At 72.3% G+C, this 14,212-nt stretch carries 13 protein-coding genes and 1 rRNA gene; 6 read left to right on the forward strand and 8 right to left on the reverse strand.

What is annotated here, in order from left to right:
- Positions 1 to 72, forward strand: a 5S ribosomal RNA gene (rrf, locus tag P3H78_RS33545); the annotation flags it as partial.
- A gap of 120 nt (positions 73 to 192) precedes the next feature.
- A complete protein-coding gene (locus tag P3H78_RS17095) occupies positions 193 to 777 on the forward strand; it encodes a GNAT family N-acetyltransferase (protein ID WP_276109860.1) in 585 nt (194 codons plus the stop codon).
- 23 nt (positions 778 to 800) lie between these two features.
- On the opposite strand, the gene P3H78_RS17100 is transcribed toward P3H78_RS17095, so the two are convergent.
- The 7 genes from P3H78_RS17100 to P3H78_RS17130 all read right to left on the reverse strand — a co-directional run bounded on the left by P3H78_RS17100 (position 801) and on the right by P3H78_RS17130 (position 9,534).
- Positions 801 to 2,423 carry a TraM recognition domain-containing protein gene (locus tag P3H78_RS17100; RefSeq protein WP_276109861.1) on the reverse strand — a complete coding sequence of 541 codons (1,623 nt, stop codon included), beginning with the start codon at positions 2,421 to 2,423 and terminating at the stop codon, positions 801 to 803.
- 15 nt (positions 2,424 to 2,438) lie between these two features.
- A complete protein-coding gene (locus P3H78_RS17105; protein ID WP_276109862.1) occupies positions 2,439 to 3,863 on the reverse strand; it encodes an ATP-binding protein in 1,425 nt (474 codons plus the stop codon).
- 14 nt (positions 3,864 to 3,877) lie between these two features.
- The gene (locus P3H78_RS17110) at positions 3,878 to 5,419 is read right to left on the reverse strand and encodes an SCO6880 family protein (RefSeq protein WP_438827991.1); all 1,542 of its coding nucleotides are present in this window, start codon (positions 5,417 to 5,419) and stop codon (positions 3,878 to 3,880) included.
- Positions 5,420 to 5,433: 14 nt separating this feature from the next.
- Positions 5,434 to 6,762 carry a hypothetical protein gene (locus P3H78_RS17115; protein WP_276109864.1) on the reverse strand — a complete coding sequence of 443 codons (1,329 nt, stop codon included), beginning with the start codon at positions 6,760 to 6,762 and terminating at the stop codon, positions 5,434 to 5,436.
- Positions 6,752 to 7,603: a hypothetical protein gene (locus P3H78_RS17120; protein WP_276109865.1), complete on the reverse strand. Its 852-nt coding sequence runs from the start codon at positions 7,601 to 7,603 to the stop codon at positions 6,752 to 6,754. The genes P3H78_RS17115 and P3H78_RS17120 overlap by 11 nt, the downstream gene beginning before the upstream one ends.
- Positions 7,604 to 7,829: 226 nt before the next feature.
- Positions 7,830 to 8,138: a DUF8827 family protein gene (locus P3H78_RS17125; protein WP_009189392.1), complete on the reverse strand. Its 309-nt coding sequence runs from the start codon at positions 8,136 to 8,138 to the stop codon at positions 7,830 to 7,832.
- Positions 8,139 to 8,931: 793 nt separating this feature from the next.
- Positions 8,932 to 9,534 (reverse strand): TetR/AcrR family transcriptional regulator, encoded by a 603-nt coding sequence (locus P3H78_RS17130; RefSeq protein WP_276109867.1) that lies wholly within the window; start codon positions 9,532 to 9,534, stop codon positions 8,932 to 8,934.
- A 90-nt stretch (positions 9,535 to 9,624) separates the two neighbouring features.
- Here P3H78_RS17130 and P3H78_RS17135 point away from each other — a divergent pair, with 90 nt between their 5' ends.
- The gene (locus P3H78_RS17135; protein WP_276109868.1) at positions 9,625 to 10,530 is read left to right on the forward strand and encodes an oxidoreductase; all 906 of its coding nucleotides are present in this window, start codon (positions 9,625 to 9,627) and stop codon (positions 10,528 to 10,530) included.
- A 121-nt stretch (positions 10,531 to 10,651) separates the two neighbouring features.
- On the forward strand, positions 10,652 to 11,449 hold the full coding sequence (locus P3H78_RS17140) for a trypsin-like serine peptidase (protein ID WP_276109869.1): 798 nt from the start codon (positions 10,652 to 10,654) through the stop codon (positions 11,447 to 11,449).
- A gap of 82 nt (positions 11,450 to 11,531) precedes the next feature.
- On the opposite strand, the gene P3H78_RS17145 is transcribed toward P3H78_RS17140, so the two are convergent.
- Complete coding sequence (locus tag P3H78_RS17145) at positions 11,532 to 12,137, reverse strand: hypothetical protein (protein ID WP_276109870.1); 606 nt, start codon at positions 12,135 to 12,137, stop codon at positions 11,532 to 11,534.
- 88 nt (positions 12,138 to 12,225) lie between these two features.
- Here P3H78_RS17145 and P3H78_RS17150 point away from each other — a divergent pair, with 88 nt between their 5' ends.
- Both P3H78_RS17150 and P3H78_RS17155 read left to right on the forward strand, forming a co-directional pair.
- Positions 12,226 to 13,233 (forward strand): bifunctional lytic transglycosylase/C40 family peptidase, encoded by a 1,008-nt coding sequence (locus P3H78_RS17150; protein ID WP_276109871.1) that lies wholly within the window; start codon positions 12,226 to 12,228, stop codon positions 13,231 to 13,233.
- A gap of 248 nt (positions 13,234 to 13,481) precedes the next feature.
- Positions 13,482 to 14,195 carry a phosphatase PAP2 family protein gene (locus P3H78_RS17155; RefSeq protein WP_276109872.1) on the forward strand — a complete coding sequence of 238 codons (714 nt, stop codon included), beginning with the start codon at positions 13,482 to 13,484 and terminating at the stop codon, positions 14,193 to 14,195.
- Positions 14,196 to 14,212 lie beyond the last annotated feature (17 nt).

The following is a 14,212-nucleotide window of genomic DNA, read 5'->3' on the forward strand; positions in this document are numbered from 1 at the left end:
CCGGAAGCTAAGCCTTACAGCGCCGATGGTACTGCAGGGGGGACCCTGTGGGAGAGTAGGACGCCGCCGAACTAATGTTGGGGAAAACCCCGCACCGTATGGTGCGGGGTTTTCTGCATTTCAGGGGTCTTACGGGACCCGGCGGGGAAAACGGTTGTCGGCGGCGGAGGCGGGTGCCGTACGGTAGCGCCCATGAGCAGCGTCGACACCAGCGAGAAGTACGTCGTCCGGGCCGTACGGGCCGAGGAGTGGCCGGCCGTGAAGGCGCTGCGGCTCCTCGCGCTCCGCGACCCCGTGGCCCACCTCGCCTTCCTGGAGACCTACGACCAGGCCGCTGCCGAGCCGGACTCGTTCTGGCAGGGGCGTGCAGCCCGGGCCGCCGAAGAGGGCAGCGGCGTACGGCAGTTCGTGGCGGAGGGACCGGACGGCGCGTGGGCCGGGACCGTCACCGTGCTGATCGAGGAGGCCGGCACGACGGACTGGGCCGGGTTCCCCGTGGAGCGCAGGCAGGGTCATCTCGTGGGCGTGTTCATGCGCTCCGAGCACCGGGGCTGCGGGCTGACGGAGGTGCTGTTCGACGCGGCCCTGGAGTGGTCCTGGGACGAGGGCGCGGACCGGGTCCGGCTGATCGTGCACGAGGACAACGGGCGTGCCCAGCGTTTCTACCGCCGGCTCGGGTTCGAGCCGAGCGGGCTCACGGTGCCGCTGCCGCAGGCCCCGCAGGAGCGGGAGTTGGAGTTCGTGCTGGAGCGGACTGCGGCGCTCCAGGAGGCGTAGGAGCGGAGCGGTCGTGGTGGGCTTCAGGCGCCCTGGTCGCCGACGACGGTGGCCGGGGCGCCCGGGGTCTGCTCCGGGAAGGGCAGGTCGTGGCGCGGCCAGCGGCTGCGGGCCTGCTCCCGGGAGCGCAGCAGAGCGAGGGCGGTCAGGCCGCGGTCGGCGCCGGTGGCCAGCAGCTCGGGGAGCTGGGGCAGGGGGGCGACGGCCGCCACGTCGTCGAGGACGAGGGCGAGTGGTGGGTCGAGCCGACCGGAGGATGACCGTTCGGCCATGTGCCGGCCGTGCTCGACCACGCTTGAGGCGAGTGCCGTGAGGAAGGGCATCGCACCCGGGTGGGTCCGGGGGTCCTCGATGGATTCCCCGACCACATAGAGCGTGCCCCCTTCGCTCACGAAGGAATCCAAGGCGAGGGCATCACTTCGGTGAGGAGTGCACGCTTCGCGGATGTTGACGGTGAGCAGCGCGGACAGGGCACGGCCCGTCAGTTCCTGCGCGATGTCACGGCGCTGGGGGTGCGAGGTGAGCGCGGACTCCAGCTCGCCGGCCGATCCGGCGGCTGCCCGCGGGTCGGTCCGCAGCACGCGCACGGCCTCCTGGACCTGCATGCCCTGTGCCCAGCGGTGCACGTGGCGGACGGTGCGTCCGTCGACGGCGGCGGCGTGCAGACAGCAGCGGAGCAGGGTCTCGGCGGTGTCGGCGAGGAGCTGGTCGATCCGGGCGGTGGGGCGGACCGGGGCGAGGAGGGCGGCGGCCCGGGCGGCGGCGGTCCGCAGGTCCTCGCAGCCCGACGTGGGGGACCAGTGCAGGCGGGCCGGGGTGTCGCACAGGTGGCCGGGGTCGTAGAGGTGGACCGGGCCGAGTTTGGCGCGGGCGTCCTTGGTGTCCTGCCACAGGGCCGGGTGGGAGGTGACCACGAGGGCGGCTCCCTCGGCGTCGCGCACGGCCCGTGCGGCGGCGGCCCGGCGGGTCTCCGGGGTGCCCAGCACGATCCCCGTGCGGCTGCCGGGCCGTTTGGCGAGGAGGGGCGCGACGGCGGGAGCGGCGACCGGTCCGGTGTCCGCCGGCAGGGGGTGCGGTGCCCCCGCCGGGCTCCGGGGGCGCTCCGGCTGCGGGGCCTCGGGTCGCTGGGGTGCGGGGGCCGAGGGTGCCGGGTGCGGTGCGGCGACCACCGTGCGCGGGGCGGGGACGTCGTGCGGGGCGGGGACCTCGTGGGTGCCGGGCCCGGGGGCCTGTTCCTTCGCCGGCGCTGCGGCTGCGGCCTCCTGGCGTCTGCGCAGCCGGACCGCTCTCCAGCGCGCGCACGTGCCCATCACGAAGACCGTCAGCACCAGCAGCACCATCAGCTGGCCGATGAACAGGCCCCAGAACAGCCCGTAGCCGGAGAGCCCGCCGGGCGGGGTGCCGGGCCATGCGCCGGCCAGGTCGTGCGGGGCGCCGATGAGATGGCGCATGGCCAGGGGAGTGCGGGTGAAGGAGATCCCGGGCGGCCAGGCGCCGTGGGAGAACAGGCCCGCGAGGCCGGTGGCCGTCCACACCAGCACGGTCATGCCGAGCAGGAAGGCGAGCAGGCCGACGAGCAGGCCGTCCGGGATGCCTCCCGGGCCGTCCCGGCGGCCCTGCACCTGGTCGCGGTCGTCGGGTCGCACGCCGTGTCTCCCTGCCTAGGCCACCGTCGACTCGGAGGAGCCGTCCAGATCGGCGATGTGGTGTTCCACGAACGCGGCCGCCCGCTGTTCCGCCTCCAGCTCGGCCGCGCGCAGGGCGTCGTCGGTGGCGAGGTCGGCGGAGGACTCGGTCATGGCGCGGTCGGTGAAGACGAGGGGGCGTTCGGTCTCGGTGACCAGGTGTTTGACCACCTGGACGTTGCCGTTGACGTCCCACACCGCGATGCCGGGGGTGAGGGTCGGGATGATCTCCACCGCCCAGCGCGGCAGGCCCAGCACCCCGCCGGTCGCTCTGGCCTCGTCGGCCTTCTGGGCGTAGATCGTCCTCGTGGACGCCATCTTCAGGATCGCCGCCGCCTCCTTCGCGGCCGCTCCGTCCACCACGTCGGACAGGTGGTGGACGACCGCGACGAAGGACAGGCCGAGCCGTCGCCCGAACTTCAGCAGCCGCTGGAACAGCTGGGCCACGAACGGGCTGTTGATGATGTGCCAGGCCTCCTCGACCAGGAAGATGCGCTTCTTCCGGTCGGGGCGGATCCAGGTGTGCTCCAGCCACACGCCGACGATCGCCATCAGGATGGGCATGGCGATGGAGTTGCGGTCGATGTGGGACAGGTCGAAGACGATGAGCGGGGCGTCGAGGTCGATGCCGACCGTGGTGGGGCCGTCGAACATGCCCCGCAGGTCGCCGTCGACCAGGCGGTCCAGGACCAGGGCCACGTCCAGGCCCCAGGCCCGTACGTCGTCTATGGCGACGTTCATCGCCTCCGCGGACTCCGGTTCGGGGTGGCGGAGTTGCTCGACGATATCGGTGAGCACCGGCTGGCGTTCCACGATGGTCTCGTTGACGTAGGCGTGGGCGACCTTGAGGGCGAAGCCGGAGCGCTCGTCGAGGCCGTGGCCCATCGCGACCTCGACGATGGTGCGCAGCAGGGCGAGCTGGCCGGTCGTCGTGATCGCCGGGTCCAGGGGGTTGAGCCGGATGCCGTGGTCGAGGGCGGCCGTCGGGTCGAGCCGGATCGGCGTTATGCCGAGCTCCTCGGCGATGAGGTTCCACTCGCCGACGCCGTCCTCGCCCTGGGCGTCGAGGACGACGACCTGCCGGTCGCGGAAGCGCAGCTGGCGCAGGACGTAGGTCTTCTCCAGCGCGGACTTGCCGTTGCCGGATTCGCCGAGGACCAGCCAGTGCGGCGCGGGGAGCTGCTGGCCGTAGAGCTGGAAGGGGTCGTAGATGTAGCCCTTCCCGGAGTAGACCTCGCGGCCGATGATGACGCCGGAGTCGCCGAGGCCGGGCGCGGCGGTGGGCAGGTAGACCGCCTGGGCCTGGCCGGTGGACGTGCGCACCGGCAGCCGGGTCGTCTCGACCTTGCCGAACAGGAAGGACGTGAAGGCGTCGGTGAGGGCGGTCAGCGGGTCCCGCATCAGAGCATCAGTCCCTACCGTCGGATTCCGGTGGCGAAGGGAAGCGTGTTCACGAAGGAGCGGTGGTGCTCGCGGTCGCACCACTCCAGCTTCAGGTACGACTTTCCGGCCGAGGCCCGGATGGTGCGCTTGTCGCGCGCCAGGGACTCCGGCGATCGGGCGGAGACGGTGATGTAGCCGACGAGGTTGACGCCCGCGGCACCGCTCGCGAGGTCCTCGCCGCGCTGGTCGAGGCGGTGGTGGGCGGCCACGTCGCGGGGGTCGACGGTGCGGTTCATCTTGGCGGCGCGGCTCGCGTCGGCGACGTCGTTGGTCTTCTCGGTCAGCATCCGCTCGATGGCGATCTCGGTGGGTTCGAGGTCCATGGTGACGGCGACGGTCCGGATGACGTCGGGGGTGTGGACGAGCAGCGGGGCGAGGAAGTTCACGCCGACCGGGGTCATCGGCCACTCCTTCACCCAGGCGGTGGCGTGGCACCAGGGGGCACGGGTCGCCGACTCCCGGGTCTTGGCCTGGAGGTAGGTGGGCTCCATGGCGTCGAGTTCGGCCGGCCAGGCGTTGCGCTGGGACATCGCCTGGATGTGGTCGATGGGGTGGTCCGGGTCGTACATGGAGTGGATCAGCGAGGCCAGCCGTCCCTGCCCGAGGGGCTGGCGCACGCGGATGTCGGCCTCCTGGAGGCGGGAGCAGATGTCGGTGAGCTCGCGGGCCATGACGACCGCGAGGCCGGAGTCCCGGTCGAGCTTGCGTCCGCCGTGCGGGCGGGCGGCGCGGGCCATGGCCTGGGCCTCGGCGGCCAGTTCGCGGGAGTAGTGCATGCAGGCGACGAGGTACGCGCGGTGCTGCTCGCTGCTGGTGGACACCATGGACTGCAACTGGTCGTACGAGCGGGACAGCCAGTGCGGTGCGCGGTCGTCGCCGCGGACCGCGACGTCCTTGGCGTGGGCGTCGGGGTCGGCGGGCAGGGTGCGGGCGAGCATCTGCAGGCGGGTGACGAAGCCGTCGCCGTTGGCCACGTGCTTGAGGAGGGTGCCGAAGCGGTCGACGAGCGCCTCCTGGTCCTCGGAGTCGCGCAGGCCGACGCCGGGGCCCTCGATCTCGATGCACGCGGTGACGGTCTTGCGGTCGGCGTGCAGCAGGACGGCGATCTCGTCGGGGCCGAAGGGGGCGGCGAGCCAGCTGATGCGGCCGATGCCGGGTGGTGGCCCGACCTCGATCTCGCGGCCGTCGAGGCGGGTGCCGGCCTCCTGCGCGCCGGAGCGGTAGGCGGTGCCGCGCTTGACGGTGCGCTTGTAACTGCGGTTGATCTCGAACCACTTGTAGAACGTGCGGCGCCGGTAGGGCACGTACACCGCGGCGAGCGCGAGCAGCGGGAAGCCCGTGAGCAGCACGATCCGCAGCGAGAGCACGGGGACGAGGAGCCCGGACATCATGCCGAGGAAGGCGCCCGCGACGATCAGGGCGATCTCGCCCGACTCGCGGTTGCGTCCGACGACGGCGTTGGGCCGGGCGCGGCCGATCAGATACGTACGGCGGGGCGCGATCGTGGGGGACATGTGGGACTCGGTCGTCAACGCCCTTCACCTCCCGAGGGCTTGCTGCTGTTGCGGGTGCTGCTGGCGTGCGGGGTGTTCACCGGGCTGGGCGCGCGGGGAGCGGGTGCGGCGGAGGGGACGGATCCGCCGCCGTCCGGGACGCGTGCGCTGTGGGCGGCGACGCCTCCGGAGGCGGGGTTGGCCGGGCGAGGTGCCGACGAGGAGCCGCCGCCGGATCCGTTGCTGTCGGCGCGGGTGCTGTGGGTCTTGATGCCCTGGGCGACCAGGGTGGCGGGGGAGCTGATGACGGCGGCGGCCTTGCTCTCGGCGCCCTGCATCATGCGGTTGTTGCGGCCGGCGGAGATCTCGTCGCCGAAGCCGGGGACGAAGCGGTAGATCATCGCGCTGGCGAAGATGGCCAGCAGGATGATGGCCAGTCCGGAGACGACGGCGGAGAAGGCGCCGGGGCCGTTGTCGCCGGAGGCCAGGGCGCCGGCGAGGCCGAGGACGATGACGATGACCGGCTTGACGAGGATCACGGCGATCATGATTCCGGCCCAGCGCCGGACGTGGCCCCACAGGTTCTTGTCGACCAGCCCGGCGTAGACGACGGTGCCGAGGAGGGCGCCGACGTAGAGGAGGGCGGCGCGCAGGACCAGTTCCAGCCACAAGACGCCCGCGGCGAGGATGGACACCAGGGAGACGACGATCAGCATGATCGGGCCGCCGCCGATGTGGTCGCCCTTGCCGATGGCGGCGGAGAACGTGCCGAAGAACGTGTCCGCCTGGTTGCCGGTGGCCCTCGCCAGGACGTCGCTGACGCCGTCGGCGGCCGAGACGACGGTGTAGAGGATCAGCGGGGTGAAGGCGGAGGCGAGGACGGTCAGCCAGAGGAAGCCGACGGCCTCGGAGATGGCGGTGGTCAGCGGCACGCCGCGGACGGCGCGCTTGGCGACGGCGAGCAGCCACAGCAGCAGGGTGAGGATCGTCGACGCGGCGAACACCACGGCGTACTGCTGGAGGAACTTGGTGTTGGTGAAGTCGACGTTGGCGGTCTGCTGCACCGCCTTGCTGAGCTTGTCGATGGTCCAGGACGCGGCGTCGGCACAGCCCTTGGCGAGGGAGGAGAGGGGGTCCAGGGGGGAGGTGATGTCGTTGGGGGTGCCGGTGACGCCCTTGGGGCTGGTGCCCCGCTCGCAGTAGTCCTTGGCGGGGCCGCGGATCAGGCCGCAGGGGTCCTTGCTCCCCGTGGGAGAGGGGCTGGGCGGGGGCGCGGCGAACGCCCGGGTGGCCAGGACCACGGCTCCGGCCTGCACGGCGGTCAGTAGGGCTGAGACCTTGAGGAAGCGGCGGCTAGCGCGCATACGTGAACCCTCCGTATTCCTCGACGGCCTTCGTCATGTCGTGGGCGGTGGAGGCCTTTTGGTCGCGGCCCACCGGCACGGGGCCGTCCTTCTGCTGGAAGTCGGTGACCTTCCAGTCGCCGGCCCAGGTCATCTCGTAGGTGGTGGTGAACCAGCTCTCGGAGACGGGATTGGTCGACGCCTCCCCGGAGAGGCCGAAGAGCGAGGTGTACCAGACCTCGACCGTCGCGCTCCTCCCGGTCAGGGAGGTCAGCTTCGTGCCCACGGGGACGACCCGCGAGACGAAGGTCTGGCCGGGTGGGGCGCTGCCGTCCTTGGCGAGACCGATGGTGCTGAGGAACTTCGCGCTCGAGTACGCGCCGTCCAGTTCCGAGCGGCGGCGGGCGGCGACGTCGGACGCATAGACGGTGTCGACGATCTGGTGCCGCTGGGCGGTGGTGAACATCCCCGTGGAGCCCAGCGCCACCGAGTAGTTGGCGGCCGCGCTCTGAGCGCCCTGCGCGTCCTGGGTGTAACCGGTGGGGATGCCGCCCGTCTTCGCCCGGACCGGCTGTTCCCCCGTCGCCGCGGTCGGGGCCGGTTTCGCGGCGGAGCCCTTCGGGCCTGAGGCGGTGGGTCCGTTGTCTCCGCCGCGGTTCGCGAAGGCGATCGCGGCGATGAGGAGCACGACGACGCCGACGACCGTGATGAGGCTGCGGGACGACGAGCGGCCGCCGCGCCGCGCCCCGCCGTACGGGTCGCCGGCGCGGTCGGGCAGCCGGGTGCGGGTCTGCCCGCTGCCCCCGTACCCGTCGTCGGCGCGCGCGGTGTCGCCGTACCCGTGCTCGTCTCCGAGACTCATGTCCCGTACGCCCCCTCGGCCTCGTACCGGAACGCCTGGATGTACGACGGTAGCCGTGCTGGTTCCCGCGCGGGCGCGGTGTGGTGACTCGACATCAGGGAAACGCAACCTCAGCCGGTGGGCACGGTGGTGGGTGGGGGGAGCGGGAGCACCGGGCGCGCCCGGGGAGCCGGACCTGCGGGTCCGGCGGGGTGGCATGCGCACGCGCGCGCCGGTCATGCGCCGGTTATACGGCCATGCCGTACACGATGGTGAAGAGCGTGCCGAGCGAGCCGATGATGAACACTCCCGTCAGCCCGGCGATGATGAGGCCCTTGCCCTGTTCGGCGCTGAAGGTGTCGCGCAGTGCCGTGGCGCCGATGCGCTGCTTCGCGGCGCCCCAGACGGCGATGCCGAGGCACAGCAGGATGGCGACGGCCATCACCACCTCGATCATCACCTTCGCCTCGTTGCCCAGGCTGCCGAAGGGGCCCCAGTTCGGAGCGATCCCGCCGATGATGGTGTTGATGTCACCCTTGTCGGCCGCAAAGAGCATGTAAGTCACCGCCCCCAGTTGGGTAGTTCCGCGTGCCTCTGCGGGCGCGCAGAGGTCGGGCCTCATTCTCGCCGACAATCACGCCCGGGTATGTCGACTTGGCGTCATTGCTTGGCGGGTTTCGTACGGATACCTTGCCACCGCCGCGCGCCGAGGGGTCGGACGGGCGGGGAGTGGTGGGCGAAGGTGCGCCTGGTCACTCTGTGTATGACGGTGTATCACGGCAGGTCACGCCGGGCAATGAAGGCGGACCGAAACCTGTCGAGTGGTTCCGTCGTTGACCCTTTTTCCGGCTGCGCCCGTTTTCTGACGGCCAGTCGGGTGAGGGGCCGTCACGATGGTCTCACGCTTTCGCACGACGAACGGGCCGCGGCAGGCTGCCGCGGCCCGTTCGTCTGCAACCGCCGAGGAGACCCCACGTCCTCCTGGTGCCGGCGGCTCCCCGTTGACCCGGCGGGGAGGCGTCCGGGGCCGGCCGCGCTGCCGCCGGAGCGTCCTCGGCGGGGGCGGTGGCCCGCGACGACGATGGCTTGTTGAGTACGTGACAACAAGGCGGTGGCCGGAATTCTGACCCCCGCCTTACCGAACGCGCCGCCCGCTTACCGGCCGATGGTGCAGGCATGGTGGCGCGATGGCCACGGCTTGACCCGTCGCACAGGGGGCGGACGGAGGCGTGCCGGGGGTCCCGGGTGCTTCCGGCGGGTGCGGGGGGCGTGGGCCCGCGGTCCGGTGGGCCGGCGCGGCCGGTCGGCGCGGAGGGCCGTCGGGCAGGTGGTGGGGGCCGCGGGCCCGGTCAGCGGGGGCGGAGGCCGTGGAGGACGAGGCGGACGTGCTCGTCGAGCCCCGCGAGGGCCTCCTCCGGCGGCAGGCTGCCGCCCGCCACCAGTGCGGCGAGGCCGTGCAGGCCCGCCGCGGCGACCAGGGTGATGCGCTCGGGGTCGCCCTCGACGATCTCGCCGCGCTGCTGGGCGTCGGCGACGAGCCGGGTGAAGGAGCCGATCGACCGGTCGACGGCGGCGGCGAGCTGCTCGGAGACGTCCGGGTCGTGCTTGCGGGAGAACATCAGCTCCAGCAGGGCCGTGTTGTCCACGGTGAAGCCGAGGTAGGCGCGGGCCAGTGCGGCCAGGCGCCGCTCCAGCGGCAGGCCGGCGTCGTCGGCGGACCCGAGGACCTGTGCCAGCCGCTCGAATCCCGTCAGGGCCAGCGCGTCGAGCAGGGCCTGCTTGTCGCGGAAGTGCCGGCCGGGGGCGGCATGGCTGACGCCGGTCTCGCGGGCGAGCTCACGCAGCGACAGGGCGGCGGCGCCCCGCTCACGCAGCGTGCGCTCGGCGCCGCCGAGGAGGGCGGCACGCAGGTCTCCGTGGTGGTAGGGGCGCTGGGTGGGCATGGGGGTCATCGTATCCCGATGTAGGCGCTGCCAGCATAGTTGGCGATGGCATCATTGTTGTCGTTGACATCATTGTTGACGGCGCCTACATTGCTGGCCATGAACGCCACCCCTGACACCTCCCGTGCGGCCGCACTGCCCGACCTCACCGGCCGCACCGCCCTGGTCACCGGAGCCAACAGCGGCATCGGCCTGGCCGCCGCGGACGCCCTCGCCCGCGCCGGGGCCCATGTGGTCCTCGCCGTCCGCGACCCGGAGCGGGGCCGCGCGGCCGCGGACCGGATCCCGGGCAGCACCGAGGTCCGCCGGCTCGACCTGGCCGACCTCGACTCGGTGCGCGCCTTCGCCGCGGCCTGGTCGGACCCGCTGGACCTGCTGATCAACAACGCCGGCGTCATGATGCTGCCGAAGCAGCGCACGAAGGACGGCTTCGAGATGCAGTTCGGCACCAACCACCTGGGCCACTTCGCGCTGACCAACCTGCTCCTGCCGCACGTCACCGACCGCGTGGTCACCGTGTCCTCCGGCGCCCACCGCTGGGGGAACCCGCGGATCGACTTCGACGACCTGAACCTGGACAGCGGGTACACCCCGCAGCGCGCCTACGCCCGGTCCAAGCTGGCGAACCTGCTCTTCACCCTGGAGCTGCAGCGGAGGCTGGCCGAGGCCGGGTCGCCGGTCCGCGCGCTGGCCGCGCACCCCGGCTGGGCGGCCACCAACCTGCAGAGCCATGCCGCCAACCCGGTCGTGCGGGTGGCCATGCAGGTCGGCAACCGGTTCCTCGCCCAGGACGACCGGGCGGGCGCGCAGCCCACCCTGTACGCCGCGACCCGCGACCTGCCGGGCGCCAGTTACGTCGGTCCGGACGGTCCCGGCGAGATGCGGGGCGCCCCGACGCTGGTCGGCCGCAGCCGGGCGGCGAGCGACCCGGTCGTGGCACGGCGCCTGTGGACGGTGTCGGAGGAGCTGACCGGGGCGGCGTTCTCCCTGGCCGCGCAGGTGTAGAAGGCGCCGGGGCGGGAATCCGCGCATCCAGGGCACGGAGATGCGATGTTCGAGCGTTCTGAGGAAAATCTCAGTGAAGTCGAGACGGGATTCTCACCTTCGTGGGACAGAGTGGGGCGTGATGAAGCGCACCTCAGGTATCCAGAGCCCCGCACATCACGCCCGCCCGCGGCTCGGCACCCGGCAGTCCGCCCTGTTCGGTGCCCTGGTCCTGCTGGCCGGCACCTCGGCGTCCGTGGCGGCCGCCGACGACGGGCCCGGCCCGCTCGGCGTCACCGCGGTCACCGCCATCACCGCGCAGAGCGCACGGGTGGGCGCACTGTTCGTCGCGACCCCGGGCGGAGGCCTGTCCGGTCAGCACTTCTGCACCGCGTCGGTCGTGCACAGCCCCAACCGGAACCTTGTCGTCACCGCGGCGCACTGCCTCGGCAGCGGCAAGGACCTGGTGTTCGCGCCCGGATACCGGGACGGCCGGGCGCCCTTCGGGGTCTGGACGGTCAAAAGACGCTTCATGCCCGACAATTGGTCCAAGGACCAGGACGAGGACAGCGACCTGGCCTTCGCCGTGCTGGACTACCGGGACGGCAAGGGCATCGAGGACACCGTCGGGGGCAACCGCTTCGCGACGGGCGTCGGGACCGGGGCGACCGCGGTGACGGTGACCGGGTACCCCGACTCCCGCGAGGCGCCCATCAGCTGCACGAACAAGCCGAGCGCCCACAGTGCCACCCAGCAGCGCATCGACTGCCCGGAGTTCACCGCGGGCACCAGCGGAAGCCCGTGGGTCAACGGGGACCGCGAGGTCGTCGGCGTGCTCGGCGGGCACGAGCAGGGCGGCTCCACCGCCGACACCTCCTACAGCGTCGTCCTCGGGCGGGAGGCGTCGGAGCTGTACAAGGACGCGGCGAGCGACCCGTGAGCCGCCCGCACGGACCCTCCCTGCGCGCGCCCCTGCGTCCCTCCGCCGTCCTGGCGGGGCGCGGGGGCGCGCCGCTGCCCGCCTACTTCGAGAAGGTGTACACGGCGAGGATCCAGACGGGGATGACCAGCGGCACGTAGGCCTGCGGGCGCCGGAAGAGCGGCTTGCCCTGGTCCATCACGACGCCGTGCGGTGAGGGCGAGGGCTGCGGCAGCTTGGCCAGCCTGAAGTGGACGAAGAGGTTCCACAGCAGGGTGAGCGGGGTGAACAGCAGCAGCGAGACGGGGCTCCACCAGCCGCCCGCCAGGGTCCTGGCCGTCATGTCCCGGTGGAGTGCCACCCCGCACCCGCGGCACAGCGGCCCCTCCATCCTGCCGAACCGCATCGCCACCAGCAGACCGGTGTGCTGGCGGATCGTGATGTCGCCCGCGGGCCCGGCTCCGCATATCCGGCACACCGGTGCGGGCGCGACACCGTACGGCAGCCCGTACGCGGCCCCCGGCACATGGTGCCCCGGAAAGCCTGCCGGCACCGCGGCCCCCGGCACCTGCCCCGGCTGGGGGGCGTACGGACCGGGCGCGGCATACGGCGCCTGCGGCTGGGGGGCGGCCGGATTCGGCGTGTAAGCGCCTTGCGCGGCGTACGGATTGCCCGAGACGGGCTGCTGGGCCGGGTACGGCGTCGTCACGTGCCCTTTTCTCCTTGTGTGCGGACCCCCGAAGCACCGGGCCCGCCCCTAGACTGGCGCCTGCGGACTCCCGGACCACGAAGGGCGGTTGACGGTGCGTAAGGCATGGATCGTAGCGATCGCCGCCGTCTCGTCCGGGCTCGCCCTCGTGACCCTCCTCGTCGTCGGCGTCTACGTCGTCGCGGGGAACCTCGTCAACGGCGTCGGCGGCGGCAGCGTGGCGCTGGCCAAGGGGGCCGTGCCCGCCGTCTACCAGAGCCTCGTGCAGCGCTGGGGGAATCTCTGCCCGGCCCTCAACCCCGCCCTGCTGGCGGCGCAGTTGTACCAGGAGAGCGGCTTCAACCCCCGCGCCCGCAGCGCGGCGGCCGCCGAGGGCATCGCGCAGTTCATCCCCGGGACCTGGGCCACGCACGGGATCGACGGCAACGGCGACGGCCGGCGCGACGTCTGGGATCCGAACGACGCGATTCCGTCGGCCGCCTCCTACGACTGCAGTCTCGCGTCGTACGTGAAGACCGTCCCCGGTGACGTCTCGCAGAACATGCTCGCGGCCTACAACGCGGGTCCGGACGCCGTCATCAGGTACGGCGGAGTGCCGCCCTACGGGGAGACCCGGAACTACGTGAAGACGATCACGACGCTGCAGCGGACCTTCGCCGCCCCCGTCACCCGCGTCGACCCCTCGCGGCAGGCCGCCGGGGCCATCTCGTTCGCGCAGAGCAAGCTCGGGACGCCCTATCTGTGGGGCGGGGACGGCACCGCCGACCAGGGCGGACGGTTCGACTGCTCGGGTCTGACGAAGGCCGCGTTCGAGAACGTGGGGATCACGCTGCCGCGGGTCGCCAACGACCAGTACAACGCCGGGCCGCACCCCAGGCGGGACGAACTGCTCCCGGGCGATCTGGTGTTCTTCTCGGACGACCCGTCCGACTCGCGGGCCATCCGGCACGTGGGCATCTACGTCGGCGGCGGGTACATGATCGACGCCCCGCGCTCGGGGGCCGTGATCCGCTTCGACCCCGTGGACACTCCGGACTACTTCGGGGGGACCCGGGTAACCGAGGATGGCGCGAAAGCGCTGCCCACCCAGGTGTGAACCGAGCGTGAACCCACCCCCTGAGCTGCGGAGACGAGTCTCTCTTCGATAACGTCTGCGTGATCATTCGGTGGAGTGTGGAACGTATCGATCGGGGTCGTGCGTTCCTGTTGACGTAGCCGAGCGGACGTCGGGCGGAGCGCGTGTCGTACGCGCGGGCAGCGGAAGCGGATCTACAGCCACGGGGGTGGCAGGGCGCGGCGCACACCGGGTGCGGCCGCCGAGACCGACGAAGGGGCCGCAGCACCATGGCTGGACTCGCCGAATCCGGGTCGAACCCCGACGTCGACCTGCTCTACGACATCAACGGCCTGGCCAAGGACGCCCCGCACTGGTTCGACCGGGGCATGGAGTTCGTCGGCGAGTACGGGCTGCTGCTCGCCATGGTGCTGCTCGTGCTGGGGTGCTGGTGGTCCGTGCGCCGCCGGGGCGGCGAGGATGCGGCGCCGTCCGTCGCCGCGCTGGTGTGGGCCCCGCTGGCCGCCGGCCTCGCCGTCCTGGTCAACGTGCCCATCCGGGGCTTCGTGGAGCGCCCCCGGCCCTTCCTCGACCACCAGGGCCTGGACGTCCTGGTCTCCGGCAAGACGGACTACTCCTTCGTGAGCGACCACGCGACGATCACGATGGCGATGGGCGTCGCCCTCTTCGTCGCCCACCGGCGGTTCGGGCTCGCCGGCATCGCCCTGGCCCTGTTCGAGGGCTTCTGCCGGGTGTACATGGGCGTGCACTACCCGACCGACGTGGTCGGCGGCTTCGCCCTCGGCACGGCGGTCGCGCTGCTGCTGTCGCCGCTCGCGATGGCGCTGCTGACGCCGGTGGTGACGGCGGTCGAGCGGTCGTCCTGGGGCGGCCGGCTGGTGCGCGCCCGGCGGCGGCCGGAGCCCGGCCCGGACACGGTGGTCCAGGAGACCCGCGCCGACGAGCGCAGCGGCGCCGCCGGGGAACGCGACCTCGCGGCCTGAGCACCGGACACCCGGGA

The organism is Streptomyces tropicalis (genome assembly GCF_029269835.1).
In the GTDB taxonomy this organism is placed as follows: Bacteria; Actinomycetota; Actinomycetes; order Streptomycetales; family Streptomycetaceae; genus Streptomyces; species Streptomyces tropicalis.